This window comes from Methyloversatilis discipulorum (genome assembly GCF_000527135.1).
Lineage (GTDB): Bacteria > Pseudomonadota > Gammaproteobacteria > Burkholderiales > Rhodocyclaceae > Methyloversatilis > Methyloversatilis discipulorum.
Genome location: NZ_AZUP01000001.1, coordinates 3,549,357 through 3,573,368, shown reverse-complemented (window position 1 = coordinate 3,573,368; position 24,012 = coordinate 3,549,357). Strand labels below are relative to the sequence as shown.

The 24,012-nt window shown below is 67.7% G+C and carries 17 protein-coding genes and 1 tRNA gene; 11 read left to right on the top strand and 7 right to left on the bottom strand.

From position 1 onward, the window contains the following. Positions 1–46: 46 nt before the first annotated feature. A complete protein-coding gene (locus METFAM1_RS0116715; RefSeq protein WP_081627169.1) occupies positions 47–1,213 on the bottom strand; it encodes a UbiH/UbiF family hydroxylase in 1,167 nt (388 codons plus the stop codon). Between the two features lie 102 nt (positions 1,214–1,315). On the opposite strand from METFAM1_RS0116715, the gene METFAM1_RS0116710 reads away from it, so the two are divergent. After that, a tRNA-Met gene (locus tag METFAM1_RS0116710) sits at positions 1,316–1,392 on the top strand. Between the two features lie 61 nt (positions 1,393–1,453). On the opposite strand, the gene METFAM1_RS0116705 is transcribed toward METFAM1_RS0116710, so the two are convergent. From METFAM1_RS0116705 to METFAM1_RS0116685, 5 genes are all read right to left on the bottom strand, one after another. After that, entirely contained in the window at positions 1,454–3,946 is a 2,493-nt protein-coding gene (locus METFAM1_RS0116705) for a chemotaxis protein CheW (protein WP_019916593.1), read from the bottom strand. Positions 3,947–4,192: 246 nt separating this feature from the next. Further along, positions 4,193–4,714, bottom strand: coding sequence for a PepSY domain-containing protein (locus tag METFAM1_RS0116700; protein WP_019916592.1), 522 nt, complete (start codon positions 4,712–4,714; stop codon positions 4,193–4,195). Between the two features lie 206 nt (positions 4,715–4,920). After that, positions 4,921–5,430, bottom strand: a complete 510-nt coding sequence (locus METFAM1_RS0116695) for a hypothetical protein (protein WP_019916591.1) — start codon at positions 5,428–5,430, stop codon at positions 4,921–4,923. Positions 5,431–5,674: 244 nt separating this feature from the next. After that, complete coding sequence (gene uvrA / locus METFAM1_RS0116690; protein ID WP_157256641.1) at positions 5,675–11,257, bottom strand: excinuclease ABC subunit UvrA; 5,583 nt, start codon at positions 11,255–11,257, stop codon at positions 5,675–5,677. A 116-nt stretch (positions 11,258–11,373) separates the two neighbouring features. Continuing rightward, on the bottom strand, positions 11,374–12,048 hold the full coding sequence (locus METFAM1_RS0116685; protein ID WP_024300781.1) for a S1 family peptidase: 675 nt from the start codon (positions 12,046–12,048) through the stop codon (positions 11,374–11,376). A gap of 117 nt (positions 12,049–12,165) precedes the next feature. On the opposite strand from METFAM1_RS0116685, the gene METFAM1_RS0116680 reads away from it, so the two are divergent. Next, positions 12,166–13,422, top strand: a complete 1,257-nt coding sequence (locus tag METFAM1_RS0116680) for a dicarboxylate/amino acid:cation symporter (protein ID WP_051102807.1) — start codon at positions 12,166–12,168, stop codon at positions 13,420–13,422. 62 nt (positions 13,423–13,484) lie between these two features. Further along, positions 13,485–14,408 carry a ZIP family metal transporter gene (locus tag METFAM1_RS0116675; RefSeq protein ID WP_024300780.1) on the top strand — a complete coding sequence of 308 codons (924 nt, stop codon included), beginning with the start codon at positions 13,485–13,487 and terminating at the stop codon, positions 14,406–14,408. Between the two features lie 142 nt (positions 14,409–14,550). Here METFAM1_RS0116675 and mltA read toward each other — a convergent pair whose 3' ends face one another. Further along, positions 14,551–15,849 (bottom strand): murein transglycosylase A, encoded by a 1,299-nt coding sequence (mltA, locus tag METFAM1_RS0116670; protein ID WP_019916584.1) that lies wholly within the window; start codon positions 15,847–15,849, stop codon positions 14,551–14,553. Positions 15,850–15,893: 44 nt separating this feature from the next. On the opposite strand from mltA, the gene METFAM1_RS20965 reads away from it, so the two are divergent. The 8 genes from METFAM1_RS20965 (at position 15,894) to METFAM1_RS0116630 (ending at position 24,007) form a co-directional block, all read left to right on the top strand. Then, on the top strand, positions 15,894–16,100 hold the full coding sequence (locus tag METFAM1_RS20965) for a hypothetical protein (protein WP_157256640.1): 207 nt from the start codon (positions 15,894–15,896) through the stop codon (positions 16,098–16,100). Then, positions 16,087–16,965: an ATP-binding protein gene (locus METFAM1_RS0116660; protein ID WP_024300779.1), complete on the top strand. Its 879-nt coding sequence runs from the start codon at positions 16,087–16,089 to the stop codon at positions 16,963–16,965. The genes METFAM1_RS20965 and METFAM1_RS0116660 overlap by 14 nt, the downstream gene beginning before the upstream one ends. After that, positions 16,965–17,927, top strand: coding sequence for a Nudix family hydrolase (locus tag METFAM1_RS0116655; protein WP_019916581.1), 963 nt, complete (start codon positions 16,965–16,967; stop codon positions 17,925–17,927). The genes METFAM1_RS0116660 and METFAM1_RS0116655 overlap by 1 nt, the downstream gene beginning before the upstream one ends. Positions 17,928–17,930: 3 nt before the next feature. Beyond that, on the top strand, positions 17,931–18,809 hold the full coding sequence (locus METFAM1_RS0116650; protein WP_019916580.1) for a TraB/GumN family protein: 879 nt from the start codon (positions 17,931–17,933) through the stop codon (positions 18,807–18,809). Between the two features lie 92 nt (positions 18,810–18,901). Further along, on the top strand, positions 18,902–20,935 hold the full coding sequence (locus METFAM1_RS0116645; RefSeq protein ID WP_019916579.1) for a methyl-accepting chemotaxis protein: 2,034 nt from the start codon (positions 18,902–18,904) through the stop codon (positions 20,933–20,935). Positions 20,936–20,958: 23 nt separating this feature from the next. Then, a complete protein-coding gene (locus METFAM1_RS0116640; RefSeq protein ID WP_019916578.1) occupies positions 20,959–22,662 on the top strand; it encodes a diguanylate cyclase in 1,704 nt (567 codons plus the stop codon). A gap of 49 nt (positions 22,663–22,711) precedes the next feature. Next, positions 22,712–23,557, top strand: coding sequence for a 23S rRNA (adenine(2030)-N(6))-methyltransferase RlmJ (locus tag METFAM1_RS0116635; RefSeq protein ID WP_019916575.1), 846 nt, complete (start codon positions 22,712–22,714; stop codon positions 23,555–23,557). Positions 23,558–23,566: 9 nt separating this feature from the next. Then, positions 23,567–24,007 carry a DUF2721 domain-containing protein gene (locus METFAM1_RS0116630; protein WP_019916574.1) on the top strand — a complete coding sequence of 147 codons (441 nt, stop codon included), beginning with the start codon at positions 23,567–23,569 and terminating at the stop codon, positions 24,005–24,007. The last annotated feature ends 5 nt before the right edge of the window (positions 24,008–24,012 follow it).

The window sequence follows — 24,012 nt, the reverse complement described above, 5'->3', positions numbered from 1 at the left end:
AGTTTCCTTGTGAGGGCGCGCATCGTTGCGCGCCGGTTGTGAGTACTCAGCCGAGTGCGTAGCGTACCAGCGCATTCCTTACGACAGGCAGGCGCCGGGTCAGGTTCAGTCCGCTGTTGCGCAACCAGGACAGCGCCGGCCACTGCGGCCGGAACAGCTCGTGCAGCGCGTGCGTGGTGAGTTGCATCGCATTCACCTCTTCCGCCCGCTTGCGCTCGTAGCGGCGCAGCAGACGCACGTCGCCGAGCACGCTGCGGTCGGCGTCCGCCAGCACTTCGGCCAGCACGCGCACATCGGCAAACCCCAGATTGACGCCGTGGCCGGACAGCGGATGGATGGCATGCGCGGCGTCGCCGACCAGCGCCACACCGGGCGCAACCACCTTCGGCACCTGCATCAACCGAAGCGGAAACCCGGCCGCCGGCGTCACCACTTCGAGCGCACCGAGCACGTGATCGCCGGCAGCGGCTACCTGAGTCGCCAGCGTAGCGGCGTCGTATTGCAGCAATTCGCGCGCGGTCGCTTCCGGCGCGGACCACACCATGGACATGTGCTGGTCAGGCAAGGGCAGGAAGGCGAGCACGCCATCGGGCCTGAACCACTGCCAGGCCGTACCCAGATGCGGCTTCTCGCAGCGGAAGTTGGCGACCACACCCTGCTCCTGGTAGTCGGTGAAGCGTGCCTCCAGCCCGCTCTGCGCGCGCACCCAGGAGTTGACGCCATCGGCACCGACCACCAGCGCAGCGTCGAGCACCCGGCCGTCCTCCAGCGCCAGCCGCGAGCGACCGTCGGCGACAGTCAGCGACAGCGGCCGCGCCGGACACAGCAGAGTCACGTTGGCCTGCCGCTTGACGCCTTCCCACAATTCGCGCGCGATCAAGCTGGATTCGGCGATCCACGCCAGTTCGCCGACACCGACGTCGAAGGCGGAAAAGTCGAGCCGCGCGCCGCGGTCGCCGAACACCTCGATGCGCGTCATCGGCTGCAGGCGGCCGCTGTCCAGATGCGCCCAGGCGCCGACCGCATCGAGAAAGCGCGCGCTCGACGGACTGACTGCATACACCCGCGCGTCCCAGCCACCGACCGGCCACTCGGGCATGCGCCCCTCGACCAGCGCCACCGACAGCTGCGAACGGCGCAAGGCCGCGCACAGCGCCAGGCCGGGCAGCCCCGCGCCCACCACAACCACGTCGAACTCCATATCCCGCTGCATCGTGGCGAACCCGCTCAAGTCCAATCAACCCGCGATTGTCCGGCCGCTGCGCCGTCCTTGACAAGTACCGGTGTCTAAACGACAATCCGCGTCCTTTCGCGTGGTGATGTAGCTCAGCTGGTTAGAGCGACGGATTCATAATCCGTAGGTCGAGGGTTCAAGTCCCCCCATCACCACCACTCCGGTTGCAGAAAAAAGCCCGATCCGCGGATCGGGCTTTTTTTCGTCCAGCTGACGCGATCAGGCGCTCAGCACTTCGTCCTGCAACAGACTGTTGGCGTCCGACAGCTCGCCGCGGACCTGGTCGCGCAGCATGTCGTACAGCGCGTCGAGGTCGAGTGCGGACACCAGCGGGCGGTCGCGGCCGGTGATGATGAGACGGTCGAGCCAGCGGAAGCGCCCGGCGACCATGTCGGGTACGGGCCGGACGTCGTTCGGGCCACATTCGGTCACGCTGATCAGATCGTCCACCACCAGCCCCAGACGACCACGCGCACAGTGCGTGACCACGACGTGACCGCGACTTTCGGCGCGCGGCAGCTCGAAGAAGGCACGCAGATTGACGACCGGCACATGTTCCAGCCCGCCCGCGTCGTCGAGCGGCAGCACGCCAGCCACCAGCCCGTCGCCACTGCCGATCCGGCGCACCCGATCGATATCGGCCGCCTCCAGTACTTGGCCCGCGCTGACCGCGAGATGCCGGTCGTCGAGGCGGAATACCGCAAACTCCTCACCCTCGCCCGGGCGCACGCTGCTCTCGGCCTCGCCCATGCCAGCCGCGTTGTCACTGCGGCCCCCGGAGACCTCCGGTAGCGCCAGCGCGACAACGGCGACCAGATCGTTGCGGTAATCGCCGGTGGTCTTGTATTCGCGATAGCCCGCCGACAGCGCGACACCGGCCATATGGCGCACGCCGTCGAAATCGATCAGCGCGTGACGACTGGCGCCGGCGTCGAGACCGACCGCGAGTTCGCCCAGATCCAGCCGGCTTCCCGGCACGAGATCCGGTCGCGTGCTGGCGACGACGCAGCCATCGCGCTCGCAGAAGGCGGCCCACACGCCATCGCGCGCGGGCAGCAGTTCGCTCAGCATGGCCCTGAATTCGCGCGCCGATTCGAACACGATGCCGATGCCGCCAACCACGCGCGTGTCGTCGGCCGGCGCGCGGATGGCCGCATGGTAGATGTAGGTCGGCGCGTCGCGATGCAGCGGACTGGCTGCGAAGGGCGAAACCGCGTAGCTCTGTGTGCTGGCCAGCCGGTTCACCGCATCGACGATGCGGCCGTCGACCTGCCGGCCGACGGTGTCGTCCGCCGCGCCGGACAGCGTGCTGCAGGCCACGATGCGCCCGTCCGCGCCATAGACGAAGAGCCGGTCGTACACCGTGTAGAGCCTGTTGATGTCGTCGAGCAGTGCGCCAAGCGATGCGCCGCCGCGACCACTGGCGAGCGCCTCGCGCAAGGCCGGCGCCAGCGCCCACCAGCGGCAGTCGTTGGCGCGCTCGTACAGATTGCGGTCCATCACGTCCATCATCAGTCGCGACACGAACTGCAGATCCTGCAGCGTCGACGACATGATGGTGTCGGACAGCGCGGCCAGCGCACGCGAGAACACCGCCCGCATGCGCTCGCCGGTTTCGCTGATCTGCTGCAGCATGGACTTCAGCTTCAGCGAATCGCCACGACGACCGCCCGCCATCACCTGACCATTCCAGACGACCCGGTTCAGCGCGTCCTTGATCGCCCCCGCCTGCGCCTCGATAGCCGCCAGTTCGCCGCAGTTCAGGCCTGACGACTGTGCCCCTGCCCCCTGCAGCACGACCGCCTCTTCGCGAAAGGCCGATTCGGCCGGCACCATGACGTGACCGCGCCAGCCCGGACCTGCGTAGCCCTGGTAGCCGGTCGCCTCGCAGGTGCAGGCGACGTATTCGCGACCGCCGAAGTCGATCAGCGCCCCGTCGGCACCGGCAGCGGCCTCCGGCGTGCGGCCAAGCGGCACGTGGTCCGGGTCGCTGCTGGCAATGACATGTCCAGCGGCATCGAGCAGCAGCATGACCGCCCGATCGCGCGGGCGACGGAAAGTACGGAAAATGCCGGCCATTTCGTCGTCGAAACGGAAGGACAGACAGAGCACGCCGAGCGCCCGGCCATCCGCGTCGTCGATGCGTCGCGCGTAAACCAGCGCGCGTTCGCGTCCTGGCAGCAGCGCGCAGTGCCCGAAGTGTTCAACGTAGCCCGGTGCCGCGAGCGCGCGTTCCAGCAAGGCCGGATCGCCGGCCGTCGCGTCGGGCGAGGCACCGATGGCTGCGCGCACCTCGCCGCGCAGATCGAGCACGAAGATGGCGTCGTACACCGAATACTTGCGGATGTACTCGTGCAGACGCGCCTCAAGGCACTCTTGGCCGTGACCGCCGGCGCGCAGGAAGCTGCGGATGTCGCCGTCGGTCGCGAGAAAGCCGACGTCGGCCGTGCGCTCGTACAGGTTGCGCACCACCACATCGACGACCGCGCGCGCCCGTGCGCGCATCTGCAGCACCACCTTGTTCACATTCTCGGCGGCCAGCGCGCGAACCAGTTCGGTTTCCAGCTTCCCGAATGCCTCGCGCGTGCTGGCCATGGCCGGCAGGATGGTTTTCGCCTCGGCCGGGCAGACCATCTTGGCCGTGGTCTCGATCAGTCGCCAGGTGAAGCGCAGTTCCGACAGCTCGCGCTCGCAGGCAAGCACGCTGCGCATATGTGGAAGGAGGGATTGCGGACAGTACATCGGACGCTCCGTTCTGATGGTTTTCAGTTCAGAACGGCAACGAACACAAGAAGTTAAGCGATTGATTGAAAATCACTTTTCCGGTGCATCGATGCACCACTCAGGCGCACCCCCAGCACCTCGAAGGGGCCGCACGCCCCGTTGCAGGGCGAAAAAAAGGGCGGTGCGAACCGCCCTTCTTTGTTCAGGCCCGCGCCGCGGACCTGCCGACCGGCATCACTCCTTGCCGATCTGCCACTTCTCGTCCGACTGCGACACCACTTCGCCAGACTCCGTATCGACTTCCAGCTTCACTTCCTTCCCGTCAGTAGTCTTGATGTCGAACTCGTACGAGCCCTTGCCGTCCGGTTCGATCTCGTACTCGACCTCGACGATCTCGCCCGGCACCTTCTTCAGCGCGATCTCGCGGGCTGCTGCCTCGCTGACCTTGGCGCCGGAGAACTTCGGGTGTTCCTTGGTCACTTCTTCCTCGACCTCGACCACCTTGCCCGACTTGCCCGCGCACTCGACATCCCACGCCTTGCCATCGGGCGTCTCGATATCGAATTCGTAGATGTAACCTTCGCCCGCTTCCTTCTTCAGTTCGACCTTGACGATCTGGCCGGCCTTGGCCTTCAGAGCCGCCTTCATGCACTTTTCGAGGCCTGCCGAGGTCTTCGGCATGTGATGTTCCGCGAATGCCGGTGCGGCGACGCCGGCAGTAATGAGCAGGGTAGCCAGCAGGTGAGCGCTCTTCATGGTGTGTTCTCCTTTTTCGGTATGCCAGAATGGGGTCCGCAGCGTGTTGCGCTGCAGTATCCGAAGTCTAGCCCCGACCCGGGAAAGTTTCCCGGAAGTCATCCGGAAGAGTGACATATTGGGATATTTTCCCGTCGAGATCGGGAAAATATCCCTGTTACCCGGGACACAGTGCTCCCCGGTCGAACAGTGTGCACCCGCACCAATCAATCGCGCCCCCGGCCGTTTCCGTTGCCCGGACCGCCGCCGTGCCCACGACCGCCCTTGTCGGGCTTGCCGCCGCGGTGATCATCGTAGCCGCCACGGTGGTGATCGTCGCGGTCGTGCCGGTCGTAATGCCGGTGCCCGTCGTGATGATCGTGGCGCACCTCACGATAGGCGTGGCGCTCGCGGTAGCGCGGCACATAGACGTCGTTGTACCAGCTGTCCTGCACGAAATAGACCGGGCGGCCACAGGCCTCGTAACGACCGCAGTACTTGCGCCAGTTCTTGGCATGGCCCGGCGGCACATGCATGTAGACCGGCGGCGGCAGATGCGGGCCCGACACGATGACCACCGGCTGCGGGTAGATCAGACGCGGCCGCGGGTAGTAGTCGCCAATGTCGATATGGCCATAGAAGCCGGGCTGTCCGATCGAGATCGACACACCGACGTCGGCGGCCAGCGCCGGCAGTGCGGACAGGGCCAGAGCGGCCGTCATCATCATCTTCTTCATCGTCTTGTCTCCGCATGATTCACAGTGATTCCAACGGGTGCGGAGGGCTGGGCGCAGACGGCCACGTGTAATCGACATGCTTCAAATCGTTACCGGACGCGCGCCAGACAACGGACCCGCTGTCACAGCCTGAATCTTGGTCGCGGGCCGTCGCCCGGCCTGTAGGAATCGACGAAACGGGGCGGAGGTGCCGGCCGACGCGGGTCGTCCGCGTGGCCCGACCGGCAAGGAGACTAGACAGCTGTCAGCGATGCCGCGCGGCGCGGAAACGCGCCAGTTCGCGCGCAGTGTGCGATGTGGCGGCCTGCGGCAGCAGATCGACCGGCGCACCGGCCGCGACCACGCGGCCACCGCCGTCGCCGCCTTCCGGACCGAGGTCGATGATCCAGTCGGCTTCGGCCATCAGATCGAGATCGTGCTCGATCACCACCACCGAATGACCGGCATCGACCAGCCGGTGCAGTACGCCGATCAGCTTGGCGATGTCGGCCATGTGCAGACCGGTGGTCGGCTCGTCCAGCACGTACAGCGTGTGCGGATTGCCGCGGCCGCGCCGCGCATTCGCCGGATCGCTCGCGTCGGCCGGCGACTTGGCCAGTTCGGTCACCAGCTTCATGCGCTGCGCCTCGCCGCCTGACAAGGTCGGGCTGTGCTGGCCCAGCGTCAGATAGCCCAACCCGACCTCCTGCATCAGCTTCAGCGTGTCAGCCAGCTTGCGGTGGGCAGCGAAGAACTCCACCGCCTCGTCCACGCTCATCGCCAGCACGTCGGCGATGCTCTTGCCGCGCCAGATGACGGCGCGCGTCTCCGAGTTGAAACGCGCACCGTTGCAGGCTTCGCACAGCACCCGCACGTCCGGCAGGAAGGACATTTCGATCTGCCGCAGGCCCTGCCCCTCGCACACCGGGCAGCGGCCGGGGCCGGTATTGAAGGAGAAACGCGCAGCGGTAAAGCCGCGTTCGCGCGCGTCCTGGGTGTCGGCGTACAGCTTGCGTATCGCGTCCCAGAAACCGATATAGGTGGCCGGGCAGGAACGCGGCGTCTTGCCGATCGGCGTCTGGTCCACTTCGAGCACGCGGCCGAGCGCACCCCAGCCTTCGACGTCGCTGCAGCCGGTCAGCGCGGCCTTCGGGTCGTTCAGCCGCGCAGCCACGCCGTCGCGCAGCACGTCGCGCGCGAGCGACGACTTGCCGGAGCCGGACACGCCGGTCATCACGACCAGACGGCCCAGCGGCACACGCACGTCCATGCCTTTCAGGTTGTGCAGCGTGGCGCCGCGCACGAGCAGCGAGGGCGTGTCGTCAGTGACCGGCCGGCGCGCAGTGAAACTATGGTCCAGCGGGCGGGCCAGGAAACGGCCGGTGATCGATTCCGGCTGTTTCGCCAGATCGCTGGCGTGGCCTTCGGCGATCACCTCGCCGCCGAGCCGGCCGGCGCCGGGGCCAAGGTCGATCACGTGGTCGGCGCGCAGGATGGTGTCTTCGTCGTGTTCGACCACCAGCAGCGTGTTGCCCTTGTCGCGCAGCTTCACCAGCGTGTCGAGCAGCACCTGGTTGTCGCGCGGATGCAGGCCTATGGTCGGCTCGTCCAGCACGTAGCAGACGCCGCGCAGGTTCGAGCCAAGCTGGGCCGCGAGCCGGATGCGCTGCGCCTCGCCACCCGACAGCGTGGGTGCGGCACGGTCCAGCGACAGATAGCCGAGACCGACTTCGCTGAGGAAGTGCAGCCGGCTGTTCAGCTCCGCGATCACGTCGCGCGCGATCTCGCCTTCGCGGCCTTCGAGCGACCAGCCGGCAATCGCCGTCTGCAGCGCCGACACCGGCTGCGCGCTCAGCTGCGCGATGGACTGGCCGAACAGCTTCACGTTGCGCGCGACCGGGTTGAGCCGCTCACCGTGGCAGGCCGGGCATTCTTCCGGCTCGCCGTCCTGCCACTCGTTCCAGGTCGCTTCCTCGCCAGTCTGTTCCGCGTCGAAGCCCTGCAGCTTCAAGCCGGTGCCCATGCACTTCGGACACCAGCCGTGCTTGGAATTGAACGAGAACAGGCGCGGATCGAGTTCGGCGAAACCGGTGCCGCAGCTCGGGCAGGCGCGCTGGGTCGAGTACACCTCGACGGTGGGCAGCGGTGCGTCCGGCTGGCCCAGTCGGTCCAGCGGCGACATCAGGTGCAGCACGCCCTTGCCGTGTTCGAGCGCCTGGCGCACCGCGTCGCGCAGCGTGCGCTCGTCGCGTTCGTTCACGACGAAATCGCGGATCGGCAGTTCTATCGTGTGTTCCTTGAAGCGGTCCAGCCGCGGCCAGGGCGAGGTCGGCAGGAATTCGCCATCGACCCGCAGATGGGTGTGGCCGTGCGACTTCGCCCAGCGCGCCAGTTCGGTGTAATAGCCCTTGCGGTTGATCACCAGCGGCGCCAGCAGGCCGATGTGCTGGCCGCGCCGCTCACGCAGGATGCGCGCCACCATCGCGTCCTCGCTCTGCGGCGCGATCGCGCAGCCGCAGTCCGGGCAGTGCTGCACGCCCAGCTTCACGTACATCAGGCGCAGGAAGTGGTAAATCTCGGTCTGCGTCGCGACCGTGCTCTTGCGGCCGCCGCGACTGGTGCGCTGGGCGATCGCCACCGCCGGCGGAATGCCGAACACGCCATCGACGTCCGGCTTGCTCTCCGGCTGCACGAACTGGCGGGCGTAGGCATTCAGCGATTCGAGGTAGCGGCGCTGCCCCTCGCCGAACACGATGTCGAACGCCAGCGTGGACTTGCCGGAGCCGGACACGCCGGTCACCACGGTGAAGCGCTCGCGCGGAATGTCGACCTCGATGTTCTTCAGGTTGTGCTCGCGCGCGCGGTGCACGACGATGCTGTGCGCGGCGCGGGCGCGCAGCGCGCTGTGCGCTGCGTCCTGCTGCTCGACCGGCACCGCCTCGTGCGCGGCCAGCGAGAAGGTGTCGGCCAGCCGGTACTCGGCCAGCGCGCGACCGGTATGCGATGCCGCGCAACCGATGACCTGCGCCGGCGTGCCTTCGAATACGAGCTGGCCGCCGTCCTCGCCCGCTTCCGGGCCGAGGTCGATCAGCCAGTCGGCCGCCGAAATCACGTCGAGGTTGTGTTCGATCACCAGCACCGTGTGGCCGGCGTCGAGCAGCTTGGCGAACGCGCCGAGCAGACGTGCGATGTCGTCGAAGTGCAGGCCGGTGGTCGGTTCGTCCAGCAGGAAGAGCTTGCCGCTGTCGGCCTTTTTGTCGGCCCTCGTGCCCGCCTTCGCGCCCTTCACGTTCGCCGCCTCGGCGAGGAAGCCGGCCAGCTTGAGCCGCTGCGCCTCGCCGCCGGACAGCGTGGGCACCGGCTGGCCCAGCGTCACGTAGTCGAGACCGACATCGACCAGCGCCTGCAGGCCGGCCACCGCGTTGTCGGCGTGGCGGCGCAGCTTGGGTTCGAGGTCGGCCAGATCGCGCAGCCAGTCCAGCGCGTCGCGCACCGTCATCGCCAGCACGTCGGAAATGCTGCGGCCGTCGAGCCGGATTTCGCGCACCTCGGCGCGATAGCGGGTGCCGTCGCAGTCCGGGCAGCGCAGGTACACGTCGGACAGGAACTGCATTTCGACGTGTTCGAAACCGGTGCCGCCACAGGTCGGGCAGCGTCCCTTGCCGGCGTTGAACGAGAAGGTGCCGGCGGTGTAGCCGCGCTGCTTCGCCTCGGCCTGCAGCGCGAACAGTTCGCGTATCGGGTCGAAGGCGCCGACATGGGTGACCGGGTTGGAGCGCGCGCTCTTGCCGATCGGCGACTGGTCCACCATGACCACGTCGACGATGTGCTCCAGCCCCTCGAGCGCGTCGTGCTCTCCGGCCGTTTCGGTCGGCCGGCCGTAGTGCTTCAGCAGCGCCGGGTGCAGCACGTCCTGGATCAGCGTGGACTTGCCGGAGCCGGACACGCCGGTCACCGCGACCAGACGGCCGAGCGGGATGGCGATATCGACGTTCTTCAGGTTGTGCGCACGGGCGCCGCGCAGCACAAGGCGCGGCGTAGCGGCATCGACCGGCCGGCGGCTGCCGAGCGCGGCGTCCACCTTGCGGCGACCGGCCAGATAGTCGGCGGTCAGCGTGTCGGCGCCGGCCATGGCCGCCGGCGCGCCGTCGAACACGATCTGCCCGCCGCGCGTGCCTGCGCCCGGGCCGATGTCGAGCAGGCGGTCAGCATGACGCATGATCTGCGGGTCGTGCTCGACCACCACCAGCGTGTTGCCGGCGTCCTTCAGCCGCTGCATCACGCCGATCACCCGCTCCATGTCGCGTGGGTGCAGGCCGATCGACGGCTCGTCCAGCACGAACAGCGTATTCACCAGCGAAGTGCCGAGTGCCGTCGTCAGGTTGATGCGCTGCACCTCGCCGCCGGACAGCGTGCGCGACTGGCGGTCGAGATTCAGATAGCCCAGACCGACCGTGCACAGATAGCCGAGCCGGGTACGGATTTCCGCCATCAGCTCTTCGGTGGCCGAATCGAGCGGCGGCGGCAGGTCGAGGGCGTCCATCATCGCGCGCAGCTTCACCACCGGCCACCGCATCAGGTCGTGTATCGACTGCCCGTCGATCCTCCACAGCGCCGCGTCGGGCTTGAGCCGGCTGCCGCCGCAGGCCGGGCACTCGGTGTAGGCCCGGTAGCGCGACAGCAGCACGCGGATGTGCATCTTGTAGGCCTTGGTTTCCAGCCACTCGAAAAAATGACGCACGCCGTACCAGGTGCCGGGCCAGGACTTCTGCCAGCTCTTCCACTTCGGGTCGCCTTCGAGCACCCACTGTCGGTGTTCCGGCGACAGCTCGTTGAACGGTACATCGAGCGGCACGCCGTACTTTGGCGCCAGCTTTTCCAGATCGGTCTGGCACTCGTTGTAGGACTCGGTCTGCCACGGCTTCACCGCACCACCGCGCAGCGTCTTGCGGCCGTCCGGAATGACCAGGCCGAAATCGATGCCGATGACGCGGCCGAAGCCGCGGCAGGTTTCGCAGGCGCCGATCGGCGAATTGAACGAGAACGTGGCCGGCATGGCCGGGCTGTAGGCGATGTCGCAGTCGGCGCAGTGCAGCGTGTTCGAGAACGCCCAGCGCTCGCCGCCTTCGCTGTCGAGCAGTTGCACGTGCATGCGGCCGTGACCCAGCTTCAGCGCCGCCTCGACCGCCTCGGCGATGCGCGATTCACCGGCGTTGCCGGCGCGGAAGCGGTCCTGCACCACCTGCAGCACATTGCCTTCGCGCGCGTGGATACGGGTATAGCCCTGGCGCTCCAGCCAGCCCTGCACCTCGGCGTCGGTGAAGTTGTCCGGCACCGTCACCGGCGCGGTCACCGCCAGTCGCGGATCACCGGCCGCGGCGGCGCGTTCGGCGATCCGCTGCGCGATGCGGTCGGCGCTGTCGGCCTGCACCGGCTTGCCGCAGCAGCGGCAGTGCAGCGTGGCGACGCGGGCGAACAGCAGCTTCAGATGATCGTTCAGCTCGGTCATCGTGCCGACCGTCGAGCGCGAAGTGCGCACCTGATTGGTCTGGTCGATCGCGATCGCCGGCGGTACGCCTTCGATGCGGTCCACCTGCGGCGCGTCCATGCGGTCGAGGAACTGCCGCGCGTAGGGCGAGAAGGTTTCGACGTAGCGGCGCTGGCCTTCGGCGTACAGCGTGTCGAACACCAGCGAGGACTTGCCGGAGCCGGACACGCCGGTCACCACGGTCAGCTTGCCGAGCGGAAAGTCGACGTCGAGGTTCTTCAGATTGTTCTGCCGCACGCCGCGCAGGCGGATGGCGGCTTCGGGCGCGGCGGCCACGGGACGATAGCTTTTGCGGGACACGATGGACGGAGTTCGGTAAGTTGGTCGCGAGCTTAGCAGCGACGACGGATTCTGCAGGCGCGGCGCCGCCGGCGATGGCCCACCGACCGCGCGTCGCCGGTCGGAACCGCGTGCAATCAGCGTTCCCGCGGCCGCAGGAAGTCCGGCATGTCGGCCGGATCGGCCTTCCAGAACGGCACCGTCTTGGTGGCGTCGATGTCGGCGTCCAACCATTCGATCGGAATCGCGTAACGCTCCTCGCCCGCGGTCTTGGCGACGAAGGCAAGTATGCCCACCAGTTCGCCGGCCACGTTGAACAGGCCGCCGCCGCTGTCGCCGATGGCGAAGGGCACGCTCACCTGCATCACCGGCGCGCCGTCCATGTGGAAGGTCTTGTCCAGCGCGCCGACCAGCAGACGCACATCGACGCCGTAGGCGCCATTGAAACCGAGCAGCCGGTCGCCCGACTTCAGGTCGCCGGCGCGGGCGATCTTCGCCGCCGGTGCCGCCAGTTCGGGCACCGACAGCACGCACAGGTCGCGCCAGTCGTCGCGGCGCAGCACGCTGGCCGGTTTCGCCACGTACTGGTAGCTGGCTTTCAGAGACTTCGCGCCAGCGATCACGTGACAGGCGGTCGCCACGCGCTGCCCCGGCAGCACGACGCCGCTGCCGATCGAGATCGATCCATCCGGCTGCTCCGCCTGCACGCGCACCGTGGTCTGGATGGCGGTGGCGATGTTCATCGCCTGCGCAGGGCCGGCGGCGAAGACGAGTCCAAGAGGGAAGACGAGGGCGGCGATCGTTGTTCTCATGGCGGGCTCCGGTCGGCAGGCTGAAACGCTGGCTGCGTTTCCGACTGCGGCTCACGCACTTGGTTTCATCGGTGGACGCCAATGGTATGGTCGCGAAAAATCGCGGAGAAAAAGCGCATGCGGCTGACGATGAACACGCAAATCCTGCTCGGCGCATTGATCGGCGCCGGTCTTGGCCTTGCCCTCGGCGCACTGCCGGACGATGCCGCGACGCGTGTGCAGGGGCTTTACCTCGCCGGGCTGATCGGCGGCATCTTCATCGCGCTGCTCAAGATGGTGCTGGTGCCGCTGGTGTTCTCGTCCATCGTGGTCGGTGTGGCCCACCTGCGGCAGCACGGCAACATCCGGCGCGTCTGGGTGACCACGCTGCTGTTCTACCTGCTCACCGTCACCATCGCGGTCATTCTCGGCATCACGGCGGCGAATGTCTTCAAGCCGGGAGCAGGCATGCACCTCGACATGTTCGCCGACGCGCTGGCCGGCTTCCAGGCGAAGCAACTGCCCTTCCCCGACTTCGTGCAGCAGTTCCTGACCGGTCTGTTCAAGAACCCGTTCTCCGCGCTGGCCAACGGCGAAATCGTCGCGCTGGTCGTGTTCGCGCTCATCCTCGGCATCGCGCTGGTGCAGGCTGGCGACCGCTACCCGATCATCAATCGCGGCATGGAAGAGATGCAGGACCTGTCGCTGCGCATCGTCGGCGCCATCATGAAACTTGCCCCTTGGGGCATCGCCGCGCTGCTGGCCAGACTGATCGCCACACAGGATGTCGCCTTGCTCGAAACGATGGCCCGCTTCGTCGCGGTCGTGCTCGGCACCACACTGTTCCACGGCATCGTCGTGCTGCCCGGACTGCTGTGGCTGATCACCCGCGTGACGCCGCTGGCACTTTGGCGCGGCGGTCGCGAATCCTTCATCACCGCGTTGGCCACCAGCTCCAGTTCGGCGACGATGCCGATCACGATGCGCGTGACACAAACGAACTTCGGCGTGCGCCCGGCCACGGTCGGCTTCGTCGTACCGGTCGGCACGACGATGAATATGGACGGCACGGCGCTGTACGAGGCGGCCGCCGCGCTGTTCATCGCCAGTCTGGTCGGCATCGAACTGAGCGCCGGCCAGCAGATCGTCGTCTGCGTGATGTCGATGCTGGCGGCGGTCGGGGCGCCGGGCATTCCGAGCGCCGGCATGGTCACCATGGTGATGGTCTTGCAGTCGGTCGGCCTGCCGGCCGAGGCGATCGCCATCCTGCTGCCGATAGACCGGCTGCTCGATGCGGTCCGCACGGTGGTCAATGTCGAGGGCGACATCGTCGGCAGCATCGTGGTCGATCACGTGGCCGGGGGGGGACACCCCCCGGGATCAAGCGAATCTTGAGGTGCGCGCCTGATGCCCGCATTTATGATGCGGTGCACGAACACGCCTTCGCGATGACCGCCATGGACCCGACCCCCGCCACCTCGCCGGGCGCACCGCGCCCCGGCCCGCTCTTCCCCTGGCTGCGCCTGGACCCGGCGCTGCAGTTCCTGCTGATGATCGGGCTGGCGGCGGTGCTGGCCCTGCTGTCCTGGGCCTTCGCCGAGTCGCGCACGCCACAGGCCATGCACCTGGGCCTGCTGGCCGGGCTGGCCGGCTTCGCCGCCACCGCCGTCGGCGCAGCGCCGGCGCTGGGCCTGCGCTCGCTCGGCCAGCGCGGCTCCGACGTGCTGCTCGGTTTCGGCGCCGGCATGATGCTGGCCGCCTCCTCCTTCTCGCTCATCGTGCCTGGCCTGGACGCCGGCGAAACGATGACCGGCTCGCGCAGCCTGGGCGCAGCGGTGGTGGTCACCGGCATGGCGCTCGGCGTCTGGCTGATGATGATGCTCGACGCGATGACGCCGCACGAACACGAGCACTGCGGCAGTTGCGGCCCGGAAACGCGGATGGGCCGCGTCTGGCTGTTCGTGAACGCCATCGCGCTGCACAACCTGCCGGAAGGCATGGCGATGGGTGTGTCCTTCTCGCAGGCCGACATGGCGGTCGGCCTGCCGCTGTCGACCGCGATCGCGATACAGGACATTCCGGAAGGCCTCGCCGTCGCGGTCGCGTTGCGCGCGGTCGGCATGTCGCCGCTGAAGGCGGTCGGCATCGCGGCGCTGAGCGGTTTCATGGAACCGCTGGGCGCGCTGATCGGCGTCGGGCTGTCGAGCAGCTTCGGACTGTTCTACCCCGGCGGGCTCGGCCTCGCCGCCGGCGCGATGATTTTCGTCGTGTCGCACGAAGTCATCCCGGAAACCCACCGCAACGGCCACGAGAAAGCGGCCACGCTGGGGCTGATGGCGGGTTTCATGGTGATGATGGTGCTGGATACGACCCTGGGCTGAGGGCCTTCGTCCAGCCGCGATCGGGCGTGTTTGTTGTGGGAGCGACCTCTGGTCGCGATGCAGCCTCGGCAGGCCGCAGGCTTCGATTCAGGCTGCTATCGCGAGCAAGCTCGCTCCCACAGAGGCTCTCGCTCCGGCCCGCTCAGTTCCCCGGCGTCACACCATTCGGCAGCAGCACCCACATCCTGCCCTGCTGCTTCATCTTGCCCGCCTGGGCGCCGGCTTCCGGTCCGAAACCCCAGAAAAAGTCGGCGCGCACGCCGCCCTTGATGGCGCCGCCGGTATCCTGCGCCATCATGAGCCGGCGCAGCGGCTGGCTGCTGTTCGGGCGCGTCGTATCCAGCCACACCGGCGCACCGAGCGGCACGCTGCGCGGATCGATGGCGATGACGCGGCCGCCGGCGATCGGCACGCCGAGCGCACCGAGCGGGCCTTCGGGCAGGCCGGGCGCCTGCTTGCCTATCGGCAGTTCGCGGAAGAACACATAGCTCGGATTGGCCGCCATCATCGTCGCGACACGCGACGGATTGGCGCGCGCCCACTCGCGTATGCCCTGCATCGACGCCTGTTCGAGCTTCAGCTCACCCTGGTCCACCAGCCAGCGGCCGATCGACTGGTAGGGGTGGCCGTTCTGGTCGGCGTAGCCGACGCGCACGCGACTGCCATCCGGCAGTTCCACCTGCCCGGAGCCCTGCACCTGCAGGAAGAACACGTCGATCGCGTCGGCCGCCCAGAACAGTGCCTTGCGGTCGAGTTCGGCGGCGCGGGCATCCAGTTCGGCGCGCGTCCAATAGGGCACGACCTTGCGACCGTCCAGCCGGCCGCGCAGCCGCATGTTCTTCAGGTCGGGATGCACGCTGGCCAGATCGATCACCAGCAGATCGTCCGGCACGGCATGGATCGCGTACTTGTAGGCGCCGCCGCGCGTGCGGTTCGCCTTCAGCAGCGGTTCGTAATAGCCGGTGACCAGGCCCTGGTCGCTGCCGTCGCCATTGAGCAGCTGCCAGGGGCGGAAGAAGGATTCGTAGAACGCCCGCACCGCAGCGCGGTCTGTCGCATCGAGCATGACGAGCGCGGCACAGGGCTCCGCCCAGCCCGGCTTGTTCGCCACCGCGCTGCATGAGGCGCGCAGCGCCGGCAACGATTCACGCAGGTCATCGTCGCTCCAGCCTTCGAGCGCGGCCCAGTCGGCCGCCACCAGCTTCGGTGGCAGCGGCTTCGCCTCGGGCGCCGGCGGTGGCGGGCACACCGGGCAGGCGGCACAGGCCGGGCATGCCGGACAGCTCTGCGGCACGGGCGGCGGCGCAGGCGGACACACCGGGGCGGCGACCGGCGCCGGCTCCACGCGGGGCGCCGGCTTCGGCGTGCCGGCACAGGCCGCCAACAGCAGCGACACACACATCAGAACACCTGCGCTGCGCAGGCGGATTTGCTGGAACATCGGGATTTATTTAGATTGGTGCGCCCGCGAGCGCCGAGTGCGCAATGATAACGAGCACCCGCCCGACAGGCGGGTGCGACGACAACGAAAGCTTCATTCCCATGTGGTTATTCCTGCTCGAAGCCGGCACCGCGCTGGCGCTTTTCCTGTTCATCCTGTGGTGGACCCTGCCCAAGAAGGAAAAGGACTCCGCCGACGACAGCGGCGCCACCCCGTCCAGCGACAAGGAGGGTGACCGTGAACAGCCGTGATGGTTTCGAAAGCCTGATCGCGCGTGCGCACGCGCTGTTCGACCGGCTGGAGCAGATCCTGCCGCCGCCGCCGGTCGAACCCGACTGGAAGGCGATCGCCTTCCGCTGGCGTCGCAGCAACGGCCGTGGCCGGCTGGAGGCGGTCGCCCATCCGCACAAGCTGCGTCTGACCGACCTGCGCGACATCGATGTGCAGAAGGCGCGCATCAAGGCCAACACGCAGCAGTTCGTCGACGGCAAACCGGCCAACAACGTGCTGCTGACCGGCGCCCGCGGCACCGGCAAGAGCTCGCTGGTGAAGGCGCTGCTGAACGAATACGCGAAGAAGGGCCTGCGCCTGATCGAGGTGGACCGCGACGACCTGACCGATCTGCCGGACATCACCGACCTGATCGCCAGTCGGCCCGAGCGCTTCATCATCTATTGCGACGATCTGTCCTTCGAATCCGGCGAACCCGGCTACAAGGCGCTGAAGAGCATTCTCGACGGCTCGGTGTCGGCGGTGCTCGACAACGTGCTCATCTACGCCACGTCGAACCGTCGCCACCTGATGCCCGAGTACTTTTCGGAAAACCGTGAGGCGAAGCACGTCGACGGCGAGGTGCATCCGGGCGAAGCGATCGAGGAAAAGGTGTCGCTGTCCGAACGTTTCGGGCTTTGGCTGTCCTTCTACCCCTTCGACCAGGACGCCTACCTGAACATCGTGAACCATTGGCTCAAGAGATTCGGCCTGAGCGCGGCCGACATCGAAGCGGCGCGCAGCGCCGCGCTGCTGTGGTCGCTGGAGCGCGGCGCCCGCAGCGGCCGCGTCGCCTGGCAGTTCGCGCGCGACTGGGCCGGCCAGCACGCCGCGCGGGGCAAGTAATGAGCGAACGCAAGCAGGTGGCCGTGGCGGCCGCCGTCATCTTCCGTGACGGGCCTCAGGGCCACACTGAGGGCCGTGAGTTCCTGCTCGGCCAGCGCGCACCCGGCACCTTCTACCCGGGCTACTGGGAATTCCCGGGCGGCAAGGTGGAAAAGGGCGAGGCGCCGGTCGACGCGCTGAAGCGCGAACTGGACGAGGAACTGGGCATCCGCGTCGAGCACTGCACGCCGTGGATCACGCTGACTCACGAATACGAGCACGCCCACGTGCGGCTGCATTTCTTCCGCGTCGAACGCTGGAGCGGCCGCGTGCATGACCACGTGCACAGCGCACTGGCCTGGCAGACGGCCGATGCGCTCACCGTGGCGCCGATGCTGCCGGCCAATGGCCCGGTGATGAAATCGCTGCGCCTGCCGTCGCGTATGGCGGTGACGCACGCCTTCCAGATCGGCACCGCCGCCCAGCTCGACGCGATCCACCAGGCCTGCCGCCGTGGCCGGCTGCTGCTGCAGATCCGTGAGCCGGTGCTCGACGCGCCGGCGCTCGGCTTCGCGCGTGAGGCGATACGGATTGCGCACGAGCATGGCTGCCCTGTCGTGCTGAACGGCAGCATCGATATGGCGAAGGAGCTGGGCGCCGACGGCGTGCACCTGAAGGCCGCCCAGCTGTCGGAGCTCGCCGCGCGGCCCGATTTCGACTGGGTCGGTGCCTCCTGCCACACGGCGGACGAGCTGGCGCTGGCGGTTCGCCTGGGCCTGGACTACGCGGTCGCCGGTTCGGTGCTGCCGACCGCCAGCCACCCCGGGGGCGACACCTTGGGCTGGGACGGCCTCGCGGCGCTGATCGCCGGCAGCCCGCTGCCGGTGTTCGCCATCGGCGGCCTCGACGACAGCCACCTCGCGCGTGCCCAGGACTGCGGCGCGCACGGCATCGCCGCGATACGCGGCGCCTGGGTGCTGTAAACAATGGATCGCCGCCGCTTCCTGCTGCAGCTGGCCGCGCTCGCCGCCCTGCCGTCGCGACTGCGCGCGGCGGAAGCGGATTATTCGCACGGACTGCTGTGGGCGGTGCACAGCGGCGACGCGCCGGTGAGTCACCTGTACGGCACGCTGCACAGCGGCGATCCGCGGGTGCTGGCACGCGCGGCACCGCTGCGCGCGCGCATTGCCGAGGCACGTCTTTTCATGCCGGAACTGGTGACCGACGCCGAGGCGGTGTCCATCTACCAGGCGGCCAGCGTCTATGGCAGCGACGACCTGCCGCGTCGGGTCGGCCGGGCGAAGTGGCCGCGCATCGAAAAGATGCTGGCGCTGCACGGCGTCGATTCGCGGGTTGCCGTGCGCCTGCGCCCTTGGGCGGCGCTGCTGACGCTGCTGCAGCCGGTGGCCGCGCAGCAACCTTCGCTCGACGAAGCGCTGATCTCGCTGGCGCGCGCGCAGAAGGTGGCCGTGCGGCCGCTGGAACAGGTGCAGGAACAGATAGACGCCATCGCGCTGCTGCCGGAGAAGACCCAGATCGCGCTGCTGATCGACGCCGCGCGCCGGCACGACCGCCTGCAAGCCGCCATCGAACCGATGACCGTCGCCTGGCTGGCCGGCGAGGTGGGCGAACTGTCGCGCATCAACAGCGGGCTGATGTCCGAAGACCTGGCGCTGCGCGAGCATGCCCGCCTGTTCATGCAGTCCCTGCTCGGCGCACGCAACGCCCGCTTCGCCGAGCGGCTGCTGCCGGAAATTCAGGTCGGCGGCGTGTTTTCCGCCTTCGGCGCCTCCCACCTTGCAGGCCCCGACGGCGTGCTCGCGCGCCTCGCTGCGGCCGGCTGTCAAATTGAATCAGTGACTTGACGCTCCAGTTTTCCTCAATCGTGCCGTAATCCACACACGATGAATCGTTCGGCCGGGTATTCCGCCCGGCACGGATGCACAGGAGACGAGCCATGATTTCATTCAACCGGATGTCGGTTGTCAGCCAGCTCTCGATATCGATCGGTCTGCTCTGCGCGGTCATTTTCGTCGCACTGATTGCAGTCGTATCGGTCTCAAGCAATCGCGCTGCGATGGAGCAGACACAGAGCGTCCTCGGCGATCAGGCCGACGCGACCGCAAAACTGCTCGATCTGAGCTTCGAGAACGCGCTTGCCAATGCCGCCAAGGGCATGGCTGCCCTGAGGGGCGCGCTGGGCACGGTCACCATCGACGAAGACACGGTGGCCATGGGCAAGTACCCGGCGGTACGCGTGGCGCGTGCGGGCGGCAACGTACTCAACGGCGACGAAGCCCGGATGAAATCGACGCGCGACCTGATCGGCGCCGATCCGGCCGTGATGGTGCGCGTCGGCGACGAATTCGTGCGCGTAGCGACACTGCTCAAGGACGCCGAGGGCCGTTCGCAGGCCGGCGTCGCGATCAAGAACGGCCCCGACACGGCGGCGCTGCTGAAGGGCGACAGCTACCAGGGCGTGGTGATGCGCAACGGCCGCTTCTACATTTCCTCGCTCGAACCGATCAAGGACGCCGCCGGACGCGTGGTCGGTGCGCTGTCCGCGCGGGTCGACGTGCAGCAGGGCATCGACCATCTGTTCGAATCGCTGAAGTCCATCCGCGTCGGCGAAACCGGCTACATCCACGTGCTCCGGCCGGGCGAAAGCGCCGAAGACTCGACCATGCTGTTCCACCCGAAGCACGCGGGCAAGACGCTGAAGGAGATCGGCAACGACACGCTGACCCGCATCATCGGCGAACAGATCAGCAAGAAGAATGGCGACCACATCTACGACTGGCCGAGAAACGACGGCTCGATCGCACCGAAGATCGCAGCCTACCGGCTGTCGGACAAGTGGGGCTGGATCGTTTCTTCCGGCGCTCACGTCGAAGAATTCACGCGCTCGAACATCCAGCTGCGCAATCTGCTGATCGGCATCTGCGTCGCCTCGGCGCTGATGTTCGCCGCCTTGACCTGGTGGCTGGCACGCAGCCGGCTGAGCCGCCTGAACAAGGTTTCTGCCGCGATGACCCGGCTCGGCAACGGCGACTTCAGCCAGCGTCTCGACGTGGTGAGTGGCACGACGCACAACGAACTGGACCTCATCTCGATCCAGATGAACGAGGCGACGCGCAAGACCGCGGCGCTGATCACCGCCACCGCCGAGGCAGCGCGGGCGGTCGGCAATGCGGCGCGCGAACTGCGTGCCGGGTCGAGCGAGGTGGTGAGCGGTTCGACCGAACAGAGCAGTGCGGCCGCCGGCCTGGCCGCCGCCATCGAGGAACTGTCGGTCAGCATCACGCATGTGGCCGACAGCGCCGGCGTCGCCGACGGCATCACGCGCGAGGCACGCAGTGCGGCGACGCAGGGTGAGCAGAAGCTGGCCAGCATGGTCGACGGCATGCAGCGCATCGCCGCCGAGATCGGCGACGCCTCGTCGGCAGTGACCGATCTGGCCGGTCGCACGCGGGAAATTTCGAACGTCGGCCGCATCATTCAGGAAATCGCCGAACAGACCAATCTGCTGGCGCTCAACGCGGCAATCGAAGCGGCGCGCGCTGGCGAATCCGGCCGCGGCTTCGCGGTCGTCGCCGACGAAGTCCGCAAGCTGGCCGAGCGCACCGCGGCGTCGACGCAGGAGATCGCCAATATGGTGAGCAGCGTCCAGGCCGACGCTGACAAGGTGGTACGCCGCATCGGCGAGGTCAGCGGCCAGGTCGGCGCCGGCGTGACGCTGGCCACCGAAGCGGGCGAAGTGCTGCGCGTAATCAGCGAACAGAGCGAGCGCACCGCCGAGGCGATGAAGGAAATCGCCGCTGCCACGCGCGAACAGAGCAGCGCCAGCCAGTCGGTGGCGCAGGGCGTCGAGCGCATCGCCGGCATGGCCGAGCAGAACGCCGACATCACCCGTCGCGCCGACGGCCAGACGCACGGCCTCGAAGTGCTGGCCGGCCAGCTGCAGGACAACGTCGGCCGCTTCGTGGTCTGACGTCCCGCCCGGTCCGCCGCGTCGTGTCCAGCCTGCTTCAATCCAGCCTGCGCCGACGCGGTGTCATCTGGATATTCTGCCTGCTCGTCATCGCGGGCAACTCGGCCTGGGTGCTGCAGAGCATGGACACCCTGGTCGAGGCCAAGACCCCGGTCGAGCACGTACAGAACCGGCTGCGCACCAGCCGCGTGCTGCTGGAAACACTGCTCGAAGCGGAATCCAGCCTGCGCGGCTACCTGCTCACCGGTGACCGCCGCTTCCTGCAGCCTTACCACAGTGCACTGACCACGCTGCAACGGGTGCGCGGCGAGGTGTCGCGGCTGATGCTGGAAGATCCGGCCCACGCACGTCGGGTGCCCGAACTGGACCAGGCCATCGACGACAAGCTGGCCGAACTGGACGAGAAGGCGACGCTGTTCAGCCAGGGTGACCGCGACGCGGCGCTGATGCGCGTGGCCGAGGGTCACGGCCGCGAACGGATGGAACGGGTACGCCGGTTGATGGACGATTACCGGACCGCCGAGCAGGCCATCCTCGACGTGCACTTCGGCCGGCAGGCCGAAGCCATCCGCCATGCCTATCTCACCTTCACCATCTCCACGGCAATCAGCGTGCTGCTGGTCGTGCTGGTTGCCTGGCTCATCCGCAACTCGGCACGCAGCAGCGCCCAGGCGGAAGCTGAACTGCAGTCGCGCAACCATGCCCTCGCTGAAGCACTGGACAGCACGGCACGGCAGAGCACGCACAGCAACGCGCTGTCCGAACTCGGGCGCTTCCTGCAGTCCTCGCGCGACATGGACGAGGCGATGGCGCTGCTCGATCACTACCTGCCCCAGGTCTTCGCGATACCGGCCGGCGCGCTCTACCTCACCGCCGCATCGCGCAATCAGCTGCGACTGGCCTGCCAGTGGGGCGACATTCCGAATGACGAATTCTTCGAGCCGGGCGACTGCTGGGGCCTGCGCCGCGGCCAGCCCTACACGCAGCCCGAGTCCGCCGCACCGACCCGCTGCACCCACCTGCACCGGCCCGAGAACGCCGGCAGCCGCTGCCTGCCGATCACCGCGCACGGCGAGGTGATCGGTCTGATCAGCCTGCATGGCCGCGGTCACGAGCACGCACTCAGCGAAGAACAGCTGGCGCAGACGCTGGAGCAGGTCGCACTGTCGATCGGCAATCTGCAGCTGCGCGAAACGCTGCGCCAGCAGTCGGTGCGCGACGCACTGACCGGCCTGTCCAACCGGCGCTACCTGGAGGAATCGCTGGCGCGCGAATGCGCGCGTGCGCAACGCAAGAACCTGCCGGTCGCGGTGTTCATGGTCGATGTCGATCACTTCAAGCAGTTCAACGACAGACATGGCCACGAAGCCGGCGACGCGGTATTGCGAACCGTCGGCAGGCTGCTGCGCGACCACGCACGTGACTCGGACATCGCCGCTCGATACGGTGGCGAGGAATTCACGCTGGTACTGCCGGAAGCCGACCGCGACACCGCGCTTGCCCGTGCCGAAACGTTGCGCACCGCCATCGAGAACCTCGAACTGAGCTTTCATGGCAACGCGCTAGGCACACTGACCATTTCGATCGGCATCGCACTCTATCCGCGACACGGTCACTCGCCGACCGATCTGATGCGGGCCGCCGATCAGGCCCTGTATGTCGCCAAGCGCAACGGACGCAACCGCGTCCACCTGGCGGAAAGCGGCAACCCGGCCATCGCCGCCTGAGTGTCGGCGGCGCAGCGTATACTCGCGCTCGCCCACACACCGACACGCCATGCTCAGCTACCGCCACGCCTTCCACGCCGGCAATCCGGCCGACGTACTGAAGCACTTCGTACTGGTCGAACTGCTTCAGTACCTGAACCAGAAGGACAAGCCCTACTGGTACATCGACACGCACGCCGGCGCCGGCGGCTATGCGCTGGACAGCGGCTACGCGGCAAAGAACGCCGAGTACGCCGAAGGCATCGGCAAGCTGTGGGCCGCGCCCGACCTGCCTGCCCCGCTCGGCACCTATGTCGACGTCGTGCGCGCCTTCAATGAGGGCGATGCGCTGCGCGCCTATCCCGGCTCGCCGATGATTGCGCGCGCTCTGCTGCGCGAGCACGACCGGATGAAGCTGTTCGAGCTGCACACGACCGACAACAAGCTGCTCAACGCCGCCTTCGCCGACGCCGGCCGCAGCGTGCGCATCGAGAAGCTGGACGGCTTCTCCAACCTGCGGTCGCTGCTGCCGCCGCCGCCACGGCGCGCGCTGGTGCTGATCGACCCGCCCTACGAAATGCGCGAGGACTACCGCTACGCCTTCGAAACGCTGCGCGACGCGGTCACCCGCTTCTCGACCGGCACCTACTGCCTGTGGTACCCGCAGCTGCAACGCATGGAGTCGCGCGACCTGCCGGCCAAGCTCAAGCGCATGAAGATAGACGCCTGGCTGCACGTGTCCCTCACCACGCGCACGCCGTCGCCCGACGGTTTCGGCATGCACGGCAGCGGGCTGTTCATCGTCAATCCGCCGTGGACGCTGCCGGCCACGCTGAAGGCGACGATGCCCTGGCTGACGAAAACGCTGGCAGCCGATGCGAGCGCGAAGTTCGAACTCGATTTCAAGATTCCGTAAGACCCGTCCATGGTGCTGCAGACCTCGATCGACGCCATCACTCACGCCATCGGTCTCGCCGTGGCACCGGTGTTCCTGCTTACCGCCATCGCCACGCTGATCACCACGCTGAACAACCGGCTCGGTCGCATCATCGACCGCCGCCGCGTCGTGCTGGCGCGCGGCGGCCAGCAGTGCGAGGACGAAACGATGAGCAACGCGACCGAGCTGGAACTGCTGTCGCGGCGGGCCCGGCTGGTCTATCTGGCCATCCTGTTCGCCGTGGCGTCGGCGCTGATGGTCTGTCTGGTGGTGTCGTGCGCCTTCTTCGGCGTGCTGTTCACGGTGGTGCTGGCCGACCTGCTGGCCGGCTTCTTCGTGCTTGCCATGCTGGCGCTGATCACGTCGCTGAGCCTTTTCCTGCGCGAAGTGTTTGTCGCGGTCTTCACCGCCACCCACGCCAACCGCTGACACCC

Coding starts and splice junctions, on each gene's coding strand:
- METFAM1_RS0116715 (WP_081627169.1), bottom strand. CDS start 1,213: ATGCAGCGGGATATGGAGTTCGACGTGGTTGTGGTGGGCGCGGGGCTG.
- METFAM1_RS0116705 (WP_019916593.1), bottom strand. CDS start 3,946: ATGCGCAGCGTGCTTGCCTGCGAGCGCGAGCTGTCGGAACTGCGCTTC.
- METFAM1_RS0116700 (WP_019916592.1), bottom strand. CDS start 4,714: ATGAAGAGCGCTCACCTGCTGGCTACCCTGCTCATTACTGCCGGCGTC.
- METFAM1_RS0116695 (WP_019916591.1), bottom strand. CDS start 5,430: ATGAAGAAGATGATGATGACGGCCGCTCTGGCCCTGTCCGCACTGCCG.
- METFAM1_RS0116685 (WP_024300781.1), bottom strand. CDS start 12,048: ATGAGAACAACGATCGCCGCCCTCGTCTTCCCTCTTGGACTCGTCTTC.
- METFAM1_RS0116680 (WP_051102807.1), top strand. CDS start 12,166: ATGCGGCTGACGATGAACACGCAAATCCTGCTCGGCGCATTGATCGGC.
- METFAM1_RS0116675 (WP_024300780.1), top strand. CDS start 13,485: ATGGACCCGACCCCCGCCACCTCGCCGGGCGCACCGCGCCCCGGCCCG.
- mltA (WP_019916584.1), bottom strand. CDS start 15,849: ATGTTCCAGCAAATCCGCCTGCGCAGCGCAGGTGTTCTGATGTGTGTG.
- METFAM1_RS20965 (WP_157256640.1), top strand. CDS start 15,894: ATGATAACGAGCACCCGCCCGACAGGCGGGTGCGACGACAACGAAAGC.
- METFAM1_RS0116655 (WP_019916581.1), top strand. CDS start 16,965: ATGAGCGAACGCAAGCAGGTGGCCGTGGCGGCCGCCGTCATCTTCCGT.
- METFAM1_RS0116650 (WP_019916580.1), top strand. CDS start 17,931: ATGGATCGCCGCCGCTTCCTGCTGCAGCTGGCCGCGCTCGCCGCCCTG.
- METFAM1_RS0116645 (WP_019916579.1), top strand. CDS start 18,902: ATGATTTCATTCAACCGGATGTCGGTTGTCAGCCAGCTCTCGATATCG.
- METFAM1_RS0116635 (WP_019916575.1), top strand. CDS start 22,712: ATGCTCAGCTACCGCCACGCCTTCCACGCCGGCAATCCGGCCGACGTA.
- METFAM1_RS0116630 (WP_019916574.1), top strand. CDS start 23,567: ATGGTGCTGCAGACCTCGATCGACGCCATCACTCACGCCATCGGTCTC.